Annotated in this window: 18 protein-coding genes; 11 read left to right on the top strand and 7 right to left on the bottom strand. The window is 68.8% G+C overall.

The features are described 5' to 3' along the window. The first annotated feature begins 39 nt into the window (after window positions 1–39). From D7D52_RS06235 to D7D52_RS06245, 3 genes are all read left to right on the top strand, one after another. Window positions 40–927, top strand: coding sequence for an ROK family protein (locus D7D52_RS06235; RefSeq protein WP_120735453.1), 888 nt, complete (start codon window positions 40–42; stop codon window positions 925–927). A gap of 54 nt (window positions 928–981) precedes the next feature. Next, window positions 982–1719: a phosphoglyceromutase gene (locus D7D52_RS06240; RefSeq protein ID WP_120735454.1), complete on the top strand. Its 738-nt coding sequence runs from the start codon at window positions 982–984 to the stop codon at window positions 1717–1719. 268 nt (window positions 1720–1987) lie between these two features. Next, window positions 1988–4036 (top strand): CocE/NonD family hydrolase, encoded by a 2049-nt coding sequence (locus tag D7D52_RS06245; protein WP_120735455.1) that lies wholly within the window; start codon window positions 1988–1990, stop codon window positions 4034–4036. Window positions 4037–4117: 81 nt separating this feature from the next. On the opposite strand, the gene D7D52_RS06250 is transcribed toward D7D52_RS06245, so the two are convergent. The 3 genes from D7D52_RS06250 to D7D52_RS06260 form a co-directional block, all read right to left on the bottom strand. Next, a complete protein-coding gene (locus D7D52_RS06250; RefSeq protein WP_187703116.1) occupies window positions 4118–5155 on the bottom strand; it encodes a medium chain dehydrogenase/reductase family protein in 1038 nt (345 codons plus the stop codon). 80 nt (window positions 5156–5235) lie between these two features. Continuing rightward, the gene (locus D7D52_RS06255; RefSeq protein ID WP_120735456.1) at window positions 5236–5799 is read right to left on the bottom strand and encodes a TetR/AcrR family transcriptional regulator; all 564 of its coding nucleotides are present in this window, start codon (window positions 5797–5799) and stop codon (window positions 5236–5238) included. Window positions 5800–5815: 16 nt separating this feature from the next. Further along, window positions 5816–6532 carry an NADPH-dependent F420 reductase gene (locus D7D52_RS06260; protein WP_120735457.1) on the bottom strand — a complete coding sequence of 239 codons (717 nt, stop codon included), beginning with the start codon at window positions 6530–6532 and terminating at the stop codon, window positions 5816–5818. An 88-nt stretch (window positions 6533–6620) separates the two neighbouring features. On the opposite strand from D7D52_RS06260, the gene D7D52_RS06265 reads away from it, so the two are divergent. The 3 genes from D7D52_RS06265 to D7D52_RS06275 all read left to right on the top strand — a co-directional run bounded on the left by D7D52_RS06265 (window position 6621) and on the right by D7D52_RS06275 (window position 9109). After that, on the top strand, window positions 6621–7007 hold the full coding sequence (locus tag D7D52_RS06265; RefSeq protein ID WP_120735458.1) for a winged helix-turn-helix transcriptional regulator: 387 nt from the start codon (window positions 6621–6623) through the stop codon (window positions 7005–7007). 165 nt (window positions 7008–7172) lie between these two features. Further along, window positions 7173–8423 carry a sensor histidine kinase gene (locus D7D52_RS06270; protein ID WP_120735459.1) on the top strand — a complete coding sequence of 417 codons (1251 nt, stop codon included), beginning with the start codon at window positions 7173–7175 and terminating at the stop codon, window positions 8421–8423. Further along, window positions 8420–9109, top strand: a complete 690-nt coding sequence (locus tag D7D52_RS06275) for a response regulator transcription factor (protein ID WP_120735460.1) — start codon at window positions 8420–8422, stop codon at window positions 9107–9109. The genes D7D52_RS06270 and D7D52_RS06275 overlap by 4 nt, the downstream gene beginning before the upstream one ends. A gap of 114 nt (window positions 9110–9223) precedes the next feature. On the opposite strand, the gene D7D52_RS06280 is transcribed toward D7D52_RS06275, so the two are convergent. The 4 genes from D7D52_RS06280 to D7D52_RS06295 form a co-directional block, all read right to left on the bottom strand. Continuing rightward, entirely contained in the window at window positions 9224–9580 is a 357-nt protein-coding gene (locus D7D52_RS06280; RefSeq protein ID WP_120735461.1) for a hypothetical protein, read from the bottom strand. Between the two features lie 179 nt (window positions 9581–9759). Beyond that, window positions 9760–10326: a hypothetical protein gene (locus D7D52_RS06285; protein WP_120735462.1), complete on the bottom strand. Its 567-nt coding sequence runs from the start codon at window positions 10324–10326 to the stop codon at window positions 9760–9762. Window positions 10327–10380: 54 nt separating this feature from the next. Then, complete coding sequence (locus D7D52_RS39835; RefSeq protein WP_187703117.1) at window positions 10381–11064, bottom strand: hypothetical protein; 684 nt, start codon at window positions 11062–11064, stop codon at window positions 10381–10383. Between the two features lie 100 nt (window positions 11065–11164). Next, a complete protein-coding gene (locus D7D52_RS06295; RefSeq protein WP_425464612.1) occupies window positions 11165–12097 on the bottom strand; it encodes a DUF3109 family protein in 933 nt (310 codons plus the stop codon). 65 nt (window positions 12098–12162) lie between these two features. Here D7D52_RS06295 and D7D52_RS06300 point away from each other — a divergent pair, with 65 nt between their 5' ends. The 5 genes from D7D52_RS06300 (at window position 12163) to proC (ending at window position 17777) form a co-directional block, all read left to right on the top strand. Next, on the top strand, window positions 12163–13155 hold the full coding sequence (locus tag D7D52_RS06300) for a Ppx/GppA family phosphatase (protein ID WP_120735463.1): 993 nt from the start codon (window positions 12163–12165) through the stop codon (window positions 13153–13155). Next, the gene (locus tag D7D52_RS38500) at window positions 13152–14984 is read left to right on the top strand and encodes a hypothetical protein (RefSeq protein WP_187703118.1); all 1833 of its coding nucleotides are present in this window, start codon (window positions 13152–13154) and stop codon (window positions 14982–14984) included. Before D7D52_RS06300 ends, D7D52_RS38500 begins: the two co-directional genes overlap by 4 nt. Window positions 14985–14997: 13 nt before the next feature. After that, window positions 14998–15915, top strand: coding sequence for a sugar phosphate isomerase/epimerase family protein (locus tag D7D52_RS06310; RefSeq protein ID WP_120735464.1), 918 nt, complete (start codon window positions 14998–15000; stop codon window positions 15913–15915). 118 nt (window positions 15916–16033) lie between these two features. Beyond that, window positions 16034–16930: a thioesterase family protein gene (locus D7D52_RS06315; RefSeq protein WP_120735465.1), complete on the top strand. Its 897-nt coding sequence runs from the start codon at window positions 16034–16036 to the stop codon at window positions 16928–16930. A 28-nt stretch (window positions 16931–16958) separates the two neighbouring features. After that, a complete protein-coding gene (proC, locus tag D7D52_RS06320) occupies window positions 16959–17777 on the top strand; it encodes a pyrroline-5-carboxylate reductase (protein ID WP_120735466.1) in 819 nt (272 codons plus the stop codon). The last annotated feature ends 12 nt before the right edge of the window (window positions 17778–17789 follow it).

Below are 17789 nucleotides of genomic sequence, written 5' to 3' on the forward strand. Positions count from 1 at the left end.
CGGTCCGGGATTCCATCGACCGAAGGAGACCGGCGGACCATGACGGCGCTCGCACTGGATATCGGGGCCACGAAATTCGCGGCGGCCCTGGTCGATTCGTCCGGGCGCGTGGGGGAATCGCGGCGCGTCCAGGTGCCCGACACCGGAGTATGGGAATCCTGCCGGACCTTGCTGGCCGAGGTCGCCGGAGAGCGGCGGGTGACCGCGGTCGGCATCGGATCGGCCGGGCCGGTGGACGTGACCGCCGGAACGTGCGGGCCGCTCAATATCCCGGAATGGGCCGACGGGTTTCCCCTCGTCGAGTCGGTGCGGAAACTGTTTCCCGAAGCCGAGATTCGCTTCGCCATCGACGGCGTCTGCCTGGTGCTGGCCGAGCAGCGATTCGGGGCCGCGCGCGGGGTCGACAACGTGCTCGCGCTGACGGTGTCCTCCGGGATCGGCGGCGGCGTCATCTCCGACGGCCGGGTTGTCATGGGCCGCACCGGAAACGGCGGCCACCTCGGCCACATCGTGGTGCCCGGTCAGGAAGAGCCGTGCGCCTGCGGCGGTTTCGGCTGCGTGGAGGCGGTGGCCAGCGGGAAATCCTCGGTGCGCTGGGCACGCCGGCAGGGCTGGGCGGGCACGACCGGGGTCGAACTGGCCGCCGCGGCGCGGGCGGGGGAGCCGATCGCGGTGGCCGCCCTGGCGCGGGCGGGCGCCGCCATCGGGACGGCGGTCGCCTCCGCGGCCGCGCTGCTCGACACCGACCTGGTGGCCATCGGCGGCGGGTTCGCCCAATCCGGGGAATTGCTGTGGGGGCCGCTGCGGGAAGCCGCCGCCGCGCACGCGCGGTTGAAGTTCCTGCGGGAACTGCGCGTGGTGCCGTCGGAATTGACCGATCAGGCCACCCTGCAGGGCGCGGCGATACTCGCGCTCGGGGACGCATAACCGCAGCGTCAGGGCCGAGGATGCAGGGAAATCCCCGCGTGGGAGGATGCATTCATGACGTACACCCTCGTGTTGCTGCGCCACGGCGAGAGCGAATGGAACGCACTGAATCTGTTCACCGGCTGGGTCGACGTTCGTCTGACCGACAAGGGTGTCGCGGAAGGCAAGCGCGCCGGTGAGTTGCTGGCCGAGCACGGGATTCTGCCCGATATCGTCTACACCTCGCTGCTGCGCCGCGCCATCAGCACCGCCAACAATGCCCTCGACGCCTGCGATCGGCACTGGATTCCGGTGGTCCGCGACTGGCGTCTGAACGAGCGTCATTACGGCGCGCTGCAGGGCAAGAACAAGGCGGAGATCAAGGAGCAGTACGGCGACGAGCAGTTCATGCTGTGGCGTCGCAGCTACGACACCCCGCCGCCGCCCATCGCGGCCGGCAGCGAATACGCGCAGGACGGCGACCCGCGCTACGCGGGCATCGAGGTGCCGGCCACCGAATGCCTCAAGGACGTCGTCGCCCGCATGGTGCCCTACTGGGAGGACACCATCGCCGCCGAGGTGCACTCGGGCAAGACCGTTCTCGTTGCCGCGCACGGCAATTCGCTGCGCGCGCTGGTGAAGCACCTGGAGAACATCTCTGACGAGGACATCGCCGAGCTGAACATTCCCACCGGCATTCCGCTCAAGTACGAGCTGGACGAGAACCTGCGTCCGGTCGGCCCGGGTGTCTACCTGGATCCGGAGGCCGCCGCGGCCGGCGCTGCCGCCGTCGCCAATCAGGGCGGGAAATAACAACTTTCGCCGGGCGCTCAGAGCTTCGCCCGGAAAGCTTCCGAATTGGTGCCCCGCTCGAACTCATTTGGGCGGGGCACCGTTTTATTCGCTTCGGACTGTGATACGCATCTCAGTACGTGACCGTAGGGTATTTCGCACGCGCACAAGAGAATTTGCCGAGGCGTTGCCCGTTTAAATCGGTAACTGTTACCAGGGGTTTGCAACTTACTTCTGAGTAGATATGCTGCTGAACGTTCGACCATTTGCGAGAGGTAGATCACGTTCGATGAGGCACGCGCTACAGGCCACGGTGCTCGCCACCGCGGCCGCTCTGCTCCTTCCCCTGACCGGCATCACCGCCGATGCCGACATCCCCGCCGGACCTGACGGCGGCGCCGCCGGAGCCGCGTGGACCGCGACCGAGGATGGGGCGCAGCAGTATCCGAACGTCGCCATCCAGTGGGATGTCCCGATCACCATGAGCGACGGCACCGTCCTCGAGGCGAACGTGTACCGCCCGGCCGATGCCGCGGGCCACGCCATCGACGCCCCGACGCCGACCATCGTCAACATGACGCCCTACACCAAGCTGGTGTCGAACGTTGCCGACAGCGCCTTCTCCATTCCGGGTCTGTCGGATGCACTGCTCAACGTCTTCCGCAACATCCGTCTCGACGGCACCCCGATCACCGGCTTCGGTGAACTGCTCAATGCCGCGGGCAACGGCGAACTCCGCAACTTCTCCGTCGACCGCCAGCTCATCAAGTCCGGGTACACGCAGGTCGTCGTGGACGTGCGCGGCACCGGCTTCTCGCAGGGCGAATGGGACATGCTGCGCGGCCGCGAGCAGCAGGACACCGTCGAGGTCATCGACTGGGCGTCCAAGCAGGGCTTCAGCAATGGCCGCGTCGGCATGAACGGCCTGTCCTACAGCGCTATCAACCAGGTGCAGGCCGCCGAGAAGCAGCCGCCGGCGCTCGAGGCCATCTTCCCCATCGTGCCCGGCAGCGACCTCATCGATGACGTGCTCGCGCCCGGCGGCGGCTTCGGCTTCAACTTCATCCCGCTGTGGCTGAGCGCCATCAACGGCCTCAAGTGGGTGCCGGATCTGGCCTCGATCGCCAACGGCACCTTCGACTTCAAGTGGCTGCAGGACCGCGCGAACGATCCCTTCGGCTACCTCGACGTGCTCATGTCGGCGTACACCAGCACCACCATGGACAGCCTCGACCCGCGCGTCAAGGACATGCTCAACGGCTTCACCCAGGAACGCCAGGACTGGCTGGGCGATCCGAGCAAGATTCAGATCCCGACCTTCGTCACCGGCGGCTGGCACGATCTGTTCACCTACTCGGAATCCAAGATCTACAACCAGATTCCGCTGCCGCCGGGCCAGAAGCAGCTGCTGATGGGCAACACCTATCACGTCACCTCGGGTGCGGACGTCAACCGCACCGGCGCACCGCCGCGGCTGGACGTGCTGCAGCGCGCGTGGTTCGACAAGTGGCTCAAGGGCATCGACAACGGCATCGACCAGTACGGTCCGGTGACCTTGAAGACGCAGGGCGGCGGCTGGAACACCCAGGGCGGATTCGGTTCCACCGCACCGGATTCCGAGGCCGCCGAGTACCGGCGCATGTACCTGTCGTCGCAGCGGTCCGGCACCGCGAGCAGCGTCTACGACGGCTCGCTCACCGCGGCCGCCAATGGTGACAGCGACCGGCTCACCGTCGCGCCGGGCCTGTCGACCATCTGCTCCAACGACGCCGCCCAGGCCACCGCGGGCATCCTGAACCTGATCGACGGGTGCGCCAAGGACTCTCGGGTCGCCGAGACCAACGCGCTCACCTTCACCAGCGCGCCGGTCGCCGACGCCACCACCATCTCGGGTCCGATCGCGGTGCGGCTCAACACCGTTCAGGACGCGGTCGACGGCTACTGGACCGTCACCGTCAACGACGTCGCCCCCGACGGCCAGTCCACCGTGCTGAGCTCCGGCGCGCTGATGGCCTCGCTGCGGCAGGTCGACGAGGACCGCAGCACCCGCTCGCCCAACGGCGACTACACCGATCCGCGCGCCTTCACCTCGCTGGACAAGCGTCAGGAGACCGTGCCGGGCGAGGCCACCACCCTCGATATCGCACTCGGCGGCACCCAGGCCGTGCTGCAGCCGGGACACCGGCTGCGGGTCGACGTGTTCGCGGGCAACTTCCCCAAGGGCCTGCCCATCCTGCCCATGCTCATCGACACCGGCCTCAAGCCCGAACATCTGCAGCTCGACCCGGATCGGCCGAGCTTCGTGAACATCCCGGTCCGCGGTAACACCGGCTGGTGAATCCGTCCCTCCGGGATTGAAGCCCCGGGTGTGCACAACGGCGTGCACACCCGGGGTTTTATTTTTGGCGCGCAACGGTTTTCAGGCGGCGGCGTCGCCGATGAGGACGACCTTGCCGGTGACGGTGCCGGATTCGGCGAGGGTGAGCGCGCGGGCGGCCTCCCGCAACGGGATTCGGGCCGCGATCTGCGGCGTCAGCACGCCCTCGGCGGCCAGCGCCAGCACCGCGCCCAGATCCTCGGTCAACCGCGCCTGGAAGCGCGCGAGCCGACGCCGCCCGGCCCAGATGTTGTAGAAGGACGCACTTCGCTTGTTGGGCAGCGTGTTCCACCACAGCAGTCGCGCGAACAGCTTCAGCACGGGCAGCCGCGAATTGCCCTCCTCGTTCTTGGTGGCGGCGCTGCCGTAGGAGACGAGCGCGCCGCCGGGAGCCAGCAGCCCGAACGAATCCACGATGCCGGGGCCGCCGACATGATCGAAGACGGCGTCCACCCCGTTCGGCGCGAGCGCCCGCACCTGCGCGACCACATCCCCGCGATAGTCCACCGGCGTCGCGCCGAGCGCGGCCACCGCGTCGGCATTGCGCGCCGACGCCGTCCCGATCACCCGGATCCCGGCCGCGCGGGCCAGCTGCACCAGCGTCGAGCCGACGCCGCCGTTCGCGCCGTGCACCAGAATGGTCTGTCCGGCACGGACTTTCGCGGTCCGGTGCAGCATCTGCCAGGCGGTGATGCCATTGACCACGAAGGTCTCGGCCGCGTCGGAGGCCAGCCCGTCGGGCACCGGCACCAGGTCGGCCGCCGGCACGAGGCGGTGGCTGCTCCAGCCGCCGATCTTGGTCAGCGCCGCGACCCGCCGCCCGATCAGCGCCCGGTCGACGCCCGCGCCCACCGCGACGACCTCGCCGACGAGGTCGTAGCCGGGAACGAACGGGAACGCGGGCTGGTCGTAGTACTTGCCGCGGCGCATCTGCTGTTCGGCGAAGGACACGCCGGTGGCCTCCATGCGGACCAGTGCCTCGCCGGCATTCGGCGGCGGCAGTTCGCGCTCGGTGACGGTCAGGCCGTCCGGCTCGACGCGGCCCGGCAGGACGATCTCGGTGGCGATGATGGTCGACATTGGTTCTACCTCTTCTGGTGTGTGATCGGTCAATCACTCTATGGGCGAAAGAAAGCGCCCTCGGCGAGGGCGCGAAAAGCTCAGTCGTAGTGGCGAATTCCGGCGGTCAACGCCGTGGCCCACGCGCCGTCGCTCGCGTCCAGGCCGAGGGTGGTGATCAGGTGGCACAACTGGCCGTAAGCCATGAAGTGCTGCACCTGCTCACCCGTCCCGCCCGACCGGGACTGCGCGTACTCGGTGACGCGCCGCAGACCGCGGCGCACCCCCTCGGCGATCTCGGGCACATCGGCCGCGGACAGGGCATGCACCTGCAACATGAGCAGGCTCTTGTCCGCGATCAATTCCGCGTAGGCCCCGCCCATTTCGTGAAGCACCTGCTCCGGATCGCCGCCCGGCGTCCGAGCGGCCCCGGCGGCCAGCGCCCCCTCCACCCGCTCGAAACACCGATCCAGCGCGGCGACGAACAACTCAACCTTGCTGGGAAACAGCTTGAACACATACGCGGGCGAGATCCCGGCCGCCGCCGCGACGGTATTGATCGGCGTCCCATGAAACCCCGTCTTGGCGAATTCGGCGATCGCCGAATCCAAAACGGCATCCCGCCGCACATCCGAAGTGGAGAGTGCGATCCGGCGTCTGCTCATGTGAGTGACTGTACACTCACTCTCGGACGAGCGGCAAGCCCCCCTCGTCCGGCACCGCGAAGGCCGACTCCAGCGGCGGGAACATGGCCCGCACGTCCTGACCCGAGAACCACAGGCCGACAACGAAAGCCGCGGCGGCCTCGAGATACCGGGCGCGGCGCAGACCACCCGCGGGCACCGGGTGCAGCTTCAGATCCCGGGCCAGGGCCGCCACCGTCGCGACCGCCTCGGCGTCGTCGCCGCAGAGCGGGACCGACAGCGCCCGGCCCTCGAAGGCGCGCTCGGATCCGGCCCAGACCTCCGCCGCGAGCAGATTGAACGCCTTCACCACGCGCGCCCCGGGCGCGGCCGTCGCGATCCGTTCGGCCACGGCCGGTTCGGACAGCACGAAGCCACCGGGATCCGGTGCGAAGGCATTGGTGCAGTCGATGACCGTGCGGTCGGTGAAGACATGGACCCGGCCGTCGACGCCGTCCGAAGCAATGGCGTTGTCCCCGTTGCTCGTTCGCAGAATGTCCGCGAGCGCGTCGACCGGCACGGCGAGCAGGGTGGCCTCCCCGAATCGGGCCGCTTCGGCCACCGTGGCGGCCCGGGCGCCATGCCCGATCGCGGCGGCGGCCGCCGCGGCGCGGGCGGTCGTCCTCGCGCCGACCGCGATCTCGTGACCCGCCGCGGCCCAGCCGCCGCCCAGGGCGCGGGCCATGTCCCCGGCTCCGATGATTCCGATGCGCATATCGACTCCCAGATCTCGTTGGTGGACTCGACGCTAGGAATCCCGACAGGCACTCGCGGGTGTCCAATGGCGCTGGCACGCTGTATTCATGACGGCCGAGATCATCGAACCGGTGGGGTTCGCGGAGTACGGCGGGCTCGAATCCGATTGTCCGGCGCGGCTGGCGGTGGACCTGTTCGGCAATTCGTGGCTGACTGTGATCGTTTACACACTGCGCGAGGGCCCGATGCGGCCGGTGCAGCTGCGGGGCGCCATCGGTGGGATCAGTCGGAAAATGCTCAATCAGACCCTGGGACGGATGCTCGCGATGGGGTTGCTGGAACGTCGCCGATATGCGGAAGCTCCACCGCGCGTGGAGTATTCGCTGACCCCCGCCGGGCGGGATCTGCTGATTCCGATCTTCGCGCTGGGGGAGTGGGCGGACCGTCACGGCGACGCTGTGCGGACCGCGCTCTACGGCGATCTCGACGACTGATCGAGCGATTCCACGACGGTTGCCGCAAGTCCGCTCACCAGCGGGGACACGCTGACCGAACAATGCGTAAACGCGGGGCTAACACGGGTGGAAGTGCCCATGACCTGGGTGAAACTTCCCGCACCCCGGGTTTGACCGTGCTTGGGCGACCGTACGATTCAAGGTGTGAGCGTTCCACAGGCCGTGCTTTTGGCAGTCCTGGCGGCCGTAGTAGGGCTGGCCGTCGGCGGACTGCTCATTCCGTATGTGAACGCTCGTCAAGAACGGTTGCGGGCCGCCACCGACACCGGGCTCACCATGTCGCAGGTGCTGGACCTGATCGTGCTCGCCTCGGAATCCGGCATCGCCGTGGTCGACCAATATCGCGATGTCGTGCTGGTCAATCCGCGTGCCGAGGAGCTGGGCGTGGTCCACGACCGGCTGCTCGACGAGCGCGCCTGGGCCGCGGTCGAACAGGTGCTGCAGGGCGGTCAGGACGTGGAATTCGAGCTCACCGCCAAGATCCCCATGCCCGGCCGCGCCCGCCTCGCTGTCCGAGGAGTTGCTCGGCCGCTGTCGCAGGAGAATCCGAACTTCGTGGTCCTGTTCGCGGACGACGACTCTGAGCAGGCCCGCATGGAGGCCACCCGCCGTGACTTCGTCGCCAATGTGAGCCACGAGCTCAAGACCCCCGTCGGCGCCATGAGCCTGTTGGCCGAGGCGTTGCTGGAGTCCGCCGACGATCCGGACTCGGTGCGGCACTTCGGCGAACGCCTGCACGGCGAGGCCCGGCGCATGGGCAAGATGGTGACCGAGCTGATCGCGCTGTCACGCCTGCAGGGCGCCGAACGGCTGCCGGAGCTCGAGGCCGTCCAGGTCGACACCGTGGTCACCCAGGCCATCGAGCGCTCCCGCAATGTCGCCGAGGCCGCCGGCATCACCGTCTCCACCGACGCCACCAGCGGGCTCGAGGTGCTCGGCGATCAGACACTGCTGGTGACCGCCCTGTCCAACCTGGTCGAGAACGCCATCGCCTATTCCCCCCGCGGCTCCCATGTCTCGGTGAGCCGGGCGCTGCGCGGCGGCTACGTCAATATCGCGGTCACCGATCGCGGCATCGGCATCTCCAAGGAGGACCAGGAGCGCGTTTTCGAACGTTTCTTCCGGGCCGACAAGGCGCGCTCGCGTGCCACCGGCGGGACCGGCCTCGGGCTGGCTATCGTCAAACACGTGGCCGCCAACCACAACGGTGAGATCACCCTGTGGAGCAAACTGGGCACCGGATCGACGTTCACGCTGCGCATCCCCGCCCATCCTGCCGATCTCGACGGGCAGGGCGACAAGAAGCTTGCCGCCGGGCTACCGGTGGCCAAGAAGGAAAACGGCCAACGTCCCCTCGGGCGGGCCAGAACCAACGGTGTGGAGGCAACCCGATGACGAGTGTGCTGATCGTCGAGGACGAGGAGTCGCTGGCCGATCCGCTCGCGTTCCTGCTGCGCAAGGAGGGGTTCGAGGTCACCGTGGTGGGCGACGGCCCGTCCGCGCTGTCCGAATTCGACCGTTCCGGCGCGGATATCGTCCTGCTCGATCTCATGCTCCCCGGCATGAGCGGCACCGACGTGTGCAAGCAACTGCGTGCTCGCGGCAGCGTCCCGGTCATCATGGTGACCGCGCGAGACAGCGAGATCGACAAGGTGGTCGGCCTGGAACTGGGCGCCGACGACTACGTCACCAAGCCCTATTCCTCGCGCGAGCTGATCGCCCGCATTCGCGCGGTGCTGCGCCGCGGCGCGGGCGACGAACCCGACAACGGCAGCGAGACCTCGGTGCTCGAGGCCGGCCCGGTCCGCATGGACGTCGACCGCCACACCGTGCAGGTCAACGGCAAGGCGGTCACCCTGCCGCTCAAGGAATTCGACCTGCTCGAGTACCTGCTGCGCAATTCGGGCCGGGTGCTGACCCGCGGGCAGCTCATCGATCGCGTCTGGGGCGCCGACTACGTGGGCGACACCAAAACCCTGGACGTGCACGTCAAGCGGCTGCGCTCCAAGATCGAGGCCGACCCGGCCAAGCCCGAGCACCTGGTCACCGTGCGCGGCCTGGGCTACAAGCTCGAGGCCTAGCGGGCACTCCCGCGACGAAAAGAACCCGCCCGCTTCGCGATTGCGAAGCGGGCGGGTCTCATGCCTTCTCCCCGACCAAGATTCGTGTGTTCCCCCGTCCGCGGCGGCGGTGACTCAGGCGTTCGGGTCGTTCTGCATGGTGTCCACCCAGGCGGGGCCCAGACCCGGAAGTTCCTGCTGCTGCAGGATGATCCAGCCCAGACCCGGATTGTCCTGCTGCATGCAGGCGTACAGCGGCACGTCCGCGCCGTTGCCCTTGCACGCGATGGTGTGGCTGGTGCCGTAGGGGCTCACGATGATCTGCTTGCCGGCATCCTTCGCGCCCAGCACGGCCGGATCGTTGTACACGACGAAATTGGCGGTCTGATCGCTGTAGGCGTTGGGATCGGCGTTATCGGCGAAAGCTTGCGGCGCGAGGGTGACGACGGCGCCGGCGGCCAGGGCGGCGACGGCGAGGGTTTTCTTGATCATGGGCAGGATGTCTAACACGTTTCGGTGAACCGGCAATAGCGGGATGATGTCACGCATCCTTCCGGCTATTCACACACCGAGGTCACCGGCCTGAGAGCACGGCGAAATATACTTCCGCGCACCCTGATTCGATTGCGGGTGACCGGCACGCATTGTTCACCTGCCGGTCACCCGGGCCGCTAGCTGCTGCCGAACAGGCCGCGCAGCAGACCGCTGATCAGCGCGCCCGCGCTGCCGGTGGCGCTGCCGGAGCCGAAACTGCCGGTCCCGCTGCCACTGCCGGGGGCGGTCGTGGCCGGAGTGCTGGTGGGCGGCGTCGTCGTCGCGGCCGGCGGGGCGGTCGTGGTCGGGGCGGTGGTCGTGGTGCCGCCCGCACCGTTGTCGGTCACGGTGAGGACCAGCGACTTGGTGCTGTCGCCCTGATTCAGCGTGATGACGTGCTGGCCCGCCGTGGTCGGCTTCCAGGTCACGCTGGTGTGGCCGGCCGGCCACGGCACGATCTGGGCCGGATCGGTCAGGTTGGCGCCGTTGTCGGCCCAGGCGACCAGCAGGCCGACCGAGGCGCCGGACAGATCGGCGCTGAGGGTGTAGGTGCCGCCGACGACCGGGGTGGTGCTGGAGCTGCTGATCGTGTCGACGGTGGCGTTCGCCGCGGGCGACACCGCGAGGGCGATCGCGGCGCCGCCGGCGACCGTCGCGGCGGCCAGACCGGCCCCGATCACACGGCCGGTGGGGTTGCTGCGCATGGGTACTCCTGAAATGCGACTCGGGCTGCGGCCCAAGGTGATTGGCGAAGTCGGTCAGAGACCGAACGGCAGGCCGTTGGCGCTACCGGTACCGCCACCGCTGGGCTGCGTGGTGGTGGTCGGGGGAGCCGTCGTGGTGGTCGGCGGCTCGGTGGTCGGCGGGGCCGTGGTCGTGGTGGGGGGAGCCGTGGTGGTGGGCGGCTCGGTCGTGGTGGTCGGCGGGACCGTCGTGGGCGGGACCGTGGTGGTAGTGGGCGGGACGGTCGTGGTGGTCGGCGGAACCGTGGTGGTGGTCGGGGGCACGGTCGTCGGCGGGACCGTGGTCGTCGTCGGCGGCACGGTGGTGGTCGTCGTCGGGGTGGACCCGTCGGACACGGTGACGATCAGCGTCTTGGTGCTGCTGCCCTGCGAGAGCGCGATGACGTGCTGGCCGACGCTGTCGGGCGACCAGTCGATGCTGGCGTGTCCGGGCGGCCACGGGACCTTGCCGACGCTGGTCAGGTTGTGGCCGTTGTCGCTCCAGTAGACGAGCAGCCCGACCGAAGCGCCGCTGAGGTTGGCGCTGAGGGTGTAGGTGTGGCCGACGACGAGGTCGTTGCTCGAGATGCTGATCGAGTCGACGGCGGCGGTGGCGGCCGGTGCGGGCGAACCCACCAGAACCGCGACGGCCCCGGCCGCGACGGCGGCACCGGCGGCGCCGATGCCCAGATAGCGCCGTGCGGGCGAAGTCTTGCTCATGTGTTCTCCTGTGCTGGACCCATGAGGGGTTGGGTCAGTGGCACAGTAAGTGAAACCAGTTCTGAAAATCTCAGATTTCAGAAAGTTACCGAACGGTCAGCTACCGCTTTTTGGGCTTGGCCGCCGGTGCGATCGCGGGGATGGCCGCCGCGGCCTCGCCTGCCGTCCGTGCGGCCTCGGTCGCGGCCTTCTCCTCGGCGATCACGGTGGCCGGATGCACCGCGACGATGCCGAGCCCCTGCCGGCGCTTGCAGTGCTGGGCCAGTTCGTCGTAGGCGGGTTTGCCGATCAGCTCGATCAGCTCCGGCGCGTACGCCTCCCATACCGGCCGGGTGCCGACGTGCGCGTCCGGCGAACCGGTGCAGTACCAGTTCAGATCCAGCCCGCCCGGACCCCAGCCGCGACGGTCGTATTCGGTGATCGCGGTGCGCAGGATCTCCACCCCGTCGGGACGATCCACCCACTCCTGGGTGCGCCGAATGGGCAACTGCCAGCAAACTTCCGGCTTCACCGTGAGCGGCTCCAGGCCCCGGCGCAGCGCCATGGTGTGCAGCGCGCAGCCGATGCCTTCGGCGAACCCGGGCCGGTTCAGGAAGATGCACGCGCCGTCGAAGCGCCGGGTGCGCAGGGCCGGCTCGTCGTCGAGGTCGTCCTCTTCCAGATACAGCTTCTTGCGGACCCGGCCCTTGTCGTCGGTGGCCTCGGGCATCAGCTGCCAGTCCTCGGCTGTGAGCATTTTCACAGCCTCGTGCAGCTTCTTGCCGTCCTCGGCGTCGGAGAGGAACGCGCCGTGCGAGCAGCAGCCGTCGTTCTCGCGGCCGTCGATGATGCCCTGGCAGGCCGGCGTGCCGAAAACGCAGGTCCAGCGCGAGAGCAGCCAGGTCAGATCGGCCGCGATCAAGTGCTCGTCATTTGCCGGATCGACGAATTCGATCCACTCCCGCGGGAAGTCGAGTTCCACCTCGGGCGCCGGGTCGATCTTCGCCGCTGGTCGCAGCCCGGTCGGTCCGCTCGCCGATGCCCCTGTCGTCACAACGCGGAACGCTAACAGCTCAGTCGCCTGGCCAGAAGTCGTGACGCACCCAGTACCGTGTTCATGTGCGGCTCGGTGTACTCGATGTGGGAAGCAATACCGTCCACCTGCTCGTGGTGGACGCGCATCGTGGTGGACACCCGATGCCCATGAGCTCGACGAAGTCGGCGCTGCGGTTGTCGGAGAACATGGACGACCACGGCCGGATCACCGCCGCCGGCGCGGCCAAGCTGACCGCCACGGTAACCGAATTCGCAAGCATCGCAAAGACTTCCGGCTGCGTGGAGTTGATGGCGTTCGCCACCTCCGCGGTGCGCGAGGCCACCAATTCCGAGGAGGTCCTCGCCCGGGTCCGCCGGGAGACCGGCGTGAACCTGAAGGTGCTCTCCGGTGTCGACGAGGCTCGACACACTTTTCTCGCGGTGCGCCGCTGGTACGGCTGGAGCGCCGGGCGGATTCTGAACCTGGACATCGGCGGCGGCTCGCTCGAGATGAGCAACGGCGCGGACGAGGTGCCCGATGTGGCGCTCTCGCTGCAACTGGGCGCCGGGCGGCTGACCCGCGACTGGCTGCGCCACGATCCGCCGGGCAAGCGCCGGGTCGCGGTGCTGCGCGACTGGCTCGACGCCGAACTGGTCCTGCCCGCCAAACAGCTGCTCGAGGTGGGCCGCCCCGATCTGGCGGTCGGCACCTCCAAGACGTTCCGCTCCCTCGCCCGGCTGACCGGCGCCGCCCCCTCTGTTGCGGGACCCCGGGTTCGGCGTACCCTCACGAGTTCCGGCCTGCGGCAGCTGATTGCGTTCATTTCCAGAATGACGGCCGCCGACCGGGCAGAATTGGAAGGCGTAAGTTCTGATCGGTCACAGCAACTGGTGGCCGGCGCGCTGGTCGCGGAGGCGAGTATGCGGGCACTGTCCCTGGACACGCTCGAAATCTGTCCCTGGGCACTGCGAGAGGGATTGATCTTGCGCAAACTGGATACCGACCTGGATAGCGAACCGATAGCCGGCGGCCCGGACAACGGCCTGTCGGGCCCGATCGAAACGGTGTCTCGATGACCGAGGATTCAAGCCAGCTGTCCGTCGCCGAGCTGCTGGCTCGCAACGGGCAGCAGAACGGCGCCCCCGCCAGCGGCGGGGGACGCAGACGTCGCAGCGGCCGTGGCATTTCCGTCGCGGAACTGACCGGTGACATCCCGGTGGTGAAGGCGGGTTCGTCCTCGCACGCCGCGCCGGACGAGGACGTGGCGCAGTCGGCGCCCGAGGCGGCCTCGAGCGAATCGGACTATTCAAACTTTTCGAACTTCTCGAATTATTCTGATTACTCGAACTTTTCGGATTATTCAGGTTTCTCCGGTGCGGAATCCCCAGCGCAGCCGGACTATTCGGGGACGCAATCGGGTTATTCGGCGCAGCCGGACTATTCGTCGTACGCCGCGGTACCCGATCCGGACCCCGCGTATTCGCCGCTGTCCGGGCCGATCTCGTACTACGACCCGCTGGCCCCGACCCCGCAGCCGCCGTCCCTACCCGAGCCGTCCGGCCAGAACTGGTCCGCGGGCCTGGACTGGCCGCCGACCGAGAACCCGCTCCAGCCGGACGGCCGACCCACCGGTGGCGGTCGCCGCCGCAAGCCGGACCCCCTGGAGTCCGACTCGCGCGGTGTCGAACCGCCCGCGCCGGCGCGCGAGAGCGGCCGTCGACGGCGCTACGACCCCGAGGACGACACCACCGACGAGGTGCGCCCCTTCGGCGGCGACAACGGCTCTCGGAACGGCAACGGCGCGACGCGGGACGCCGCCTCCAATGCCATGCGCGACATCGCCGCTCGCGGCGGGCGCGACGTAGCGGCCCCCTACCCGCTGGACCCCGCCCCGCGCCCGCTCGATCCCGCGCCGCGTGCGTTCGACGAGCCCGCGCGCACCCAGTTCAATCCCGCCGCCCGCCCGCCCTTCGAGGACGCGGCCCGCACCCAGTTCAACCCGGCCGCGCCCGCCTGGGCGCCGCAGGAACCGCGAAACGGGCGAGCCCCCTTCGAGCCGCCGCAGGCCGCGCCCGCCGCCCCGCCGATGTCGCGTTCGGCCCGTCGTCACGCGGAAGCCCAGCAGGCCGGACCGCAGGCCCCCGAGCGCCGAGGCGGCGTCGATCACGGTGCCGCCAACGGACTTCCGGCGTGGTCGGCGCGAAGACGACCGGGCCGCGACGGCGATCCGGTCGCCGAGCGCGCGGACCAGGCCGCCGTGCCGACCGCGGCGTGGTCATCGTCACTGGCCGACGACGACCAGCAGCTGCTGTCCGGCCAATCGGTTGCCGGGGATCTGCTGCGCGACGCGCAAAGCCGCGAGGACGAACGCGCGGACCGAAATTCGCGAAACGGCGGCAAACCCGGTCGCGGCCGCGGTCGTACCGCCGTCGCACCCGAGCCCGAACCCGACGAGCACCTCACCGACTTCTACGAACCGCTCGACGACGAGTACGACGATTACGAGGACGACGACGAGCCCGGCGTCTCGCTGGCCGGTCGGTTCTCGGCGCTCACCAAGAAGGCCGGTGCGCTGGGCCGTCGCCCGGCCCGGCCCGCCGCGCCCGCGCGCTCGCGCGCCAAGGGCCGGTCCGACGAGGACGAGCACCGTCGGCAATGGGCGGTGATCGCCGGCCAGAGTGTGGGCGCGGCAGTCGCCGGAATGTTGCTGTTCAAGGGCTTCGAGCGCATGTGGGAAATGCTCCCGTGGGTTGCCCTGGCGCTGGCGATGATCGTGATTCTCGGTCTGGTCGCCTTGGTCCGGGTGCTGCGGCGCACCGATGACATTTTCTCCACTGTGATTGCCGTCGTCGTAGGCGTCTTCGTGACGCTCGGACCGCTAGCCTTTCTACTCAGTACGAACTGAGCAGGGAGCGGCAGTGGGGAATAACGCGCAGGGGGCGAACAGCGGGGCGGGACGGAGGGATGTCCGGGTCGGGCTCTCCACCGCCTCGGTCTATCCGGAGAACACCGAGGCCGCGTTCCGGTACGCGGCCGAACTCGGTTACGACGGTGTGGAACTCATGGTGTGGGCCGAACCGGCCAGCCAGTCGATTGCCACCGTCCAGCATTTCTCGCACAAATACGACGTACCGGTGCTGGCGGTGCACGCGCCGTGTCTGCTGATCTCGCAACGGGTCTGGGGGTCGGACCCGATCGCGAAGCTCACCCGCAGCGTGCACACCGCCGAGGCGCTGGGCGCGGCCACCGTGGTGGTGCATCCGCCATTCCGCTGGCAGCGCCGCTACGCCGACGGTTTCGCGAAACAGGTGGCGGAACTGGAGAATTCGAGCCCGGTCGCGGTGGCGGTGGAGAACATGTTCCCGATGCGGGCCGACACCCTGTTCCGCGGCAGCTCGATCCAGCGGCTGGAGCGGCGGGGCGGTCCGGGTCTGTCCATCACCACCTTCAGCCCGTCCTACGATCCAACGGATGTCGGTTTCCGGCACTACACCCTCGACACCTCGCACACCGCGACCGCGGGTGTGGATCCGCTGGCGCTGGCGGGCCGCATGGGCTCGGGCCTGACGCATCTGCATCTGGCCGACGGCCGGGGCGCGGCCACCGACGAGCATCTGATTCCCGGTGAGGGCACCCAGCCGGTGGCCGAGCTCTGTGAGATGTTGATGCACAACGGGTTCGACGGTCAGGCCGTGATCGAGGTGAACACCCAGATGGCCCGCACCACCATGGATCGGGCCGCCATGCTCAATCGCGCGCTGACCTTCGCTCGCGAGCACCTCAACGATTTCACCCCCGCGCCGACGCCGGAGCCGACCGGCGCCCATCGCGGCTGAGAGTCGAATTCGCCGATCTTTCGCGGTCGACTGCGCTGGCAGTGATTCATCCCACCGACCGGATGGAATGTACGAGCCTCCGGTTTACGCTGTACAAGCCACAGTGGAAGGACAGCGGATGACAACGGAGTTGACCGTCGATCTCGAATCGGCGAGCGAATTGGCGGACGCGCCGTTCAGTCGCGTCTGCGCGCTGACCGAAATCGATTCGGACACTCCGGAAATCGGTCGCTACGCGGGCGTCATCGACCCCATCTGGACCATCGGCGACAAGGTGCACGGCGGCACCATGGTCGCCGCCAGCGCGGCCGCCGCCACCGAATGGCTGCGCCGCACCGCGCCCGCGCAGGCGGCCATGTTCCCCATCTCGGCCAGCACCGACTTCCTCGGCGCACCCGACCCGGGCGCGGTCTCCTACGAGATCCGCACCCGCAAACTGGGCCGCCAGATCGCCCTGCTGGACGCGAGCCTGATCCAGGACGGCCGCACCCTGGTGCGGACCGCCTTCACCTTCGGTCACCTCGACGACGCGGCTCCGCGCTACGCCGCCGACCACGCGGGCGATATGCCCGCCGAGCCGTCCGCGACCGCCCTCGCCTACGACGAGCGCAACCCCATGGGCAAACTCGTCCACGTGGCCGAGGGCTCCGCGGTGGCTATCGACACCGAGTGGGCCCGCTTCCTGTCGGGCGAGCAGTCCGAACCGCGTCTGCGCCTGTGGATCCGCCCCCGCGCCGGCGACGAACAGGACCCCGACGTGTCCGCCTTCTTCGCCATGATGGCCGCCGACATGAGCCCGCCGGTCCCCATGAACCTCGGCCACTTCGGCTGGGCCCCCACCGTTCAGATGACCACCTACCTGCGCCGCCGCCCGGCCCCCGGCTGGCTGCGCGTCATCGCGCACGCCCGCGAGGTCGGCCACCGCATGTTCGACGAGGACCAACTCGTCATCGATTCGACGGGCGCCATCGTCGCCCAGAGCCGCCAGCTCGCGCTGATCCCCCAGCCGAGGTGAATCGCTTGCCCCGCTAGCCTTGAGAGTCATGACGAGGATTGCGGTGATCGGCGGCGGCCGGATCGGTGAGGCGCTGATTGCGGGGCTGCTCGAATCCGGGCGGGCCGGCAAGGATTTGGTGGTGGTGGACCCGGTGCAGACGCGCCGCGAGTTGCTGGCCGAGCGGTTCGGGATTCGCGCTACCGACGACATCGCCGATGCCGCCAAGTCCTCCGATCTGATAGTCATCTCGGTCAAGCCCAACGATGTGGACGGCGTTCTCGCCGAACTGGGCAAGGCGGAGCTCGGGGAGGAGCACGATCAGGTGCTCGTCTCGCTGGCGGCGGGCATTCCGACCGGGCGTTTCGAATCCAAGCTGCCGGCCGGTTTCCCGGTGGTCCGGGTCATGTCCAACACCCCGATGCTGGTGGGCCAGGGCATGAGCGCCATCGCGCCGGGCCGCTACGCCCGCAAGGAGCAGCTGACCCTCGTCACCGAGATGCTGGAGTCGGTCGGCAAGGTGGTGACCGTCGCGGAATCGCAGATGGACGCGGTGACCGCGGTGTCGGGTTCGGGTCCCGCGTACTTCTTCCTGATCGTCGAGGCCATGATCGACGCCTCGGTCGGCCTGGGCCTGACCCGCGATGTGGCCACCCAGCTGGTGGTGCAGACCATGCTCGGTTCGGCCGCGCTGCTGGACGAGTCGGGCCAGTCCGCTCCGGAATTGCGCGGCGCGGTCACCTCGCCCGCGGGCACCACGGCGGCGGGTCTGCGGGAGTTGGAGCGGGGCGCGGTGCGTTCGGCTTTCCACGATGCCTTGCACGCCGCAAAACGCCGTTCTCAGGAACTCGGCGCGATCGCGGACTAACGTGGAGAGTGC

The sequence above is a fragment of the Nocardia yunnanensis genome (genome assembly GCF_003626895.1).
Taxonomy (GTDB): Bacteria; Actinomycetota; Actinomycetes; order Mycobacteriales; family Mycobacteriaceae; genus Nocardia; species Nocardia yunnanensis.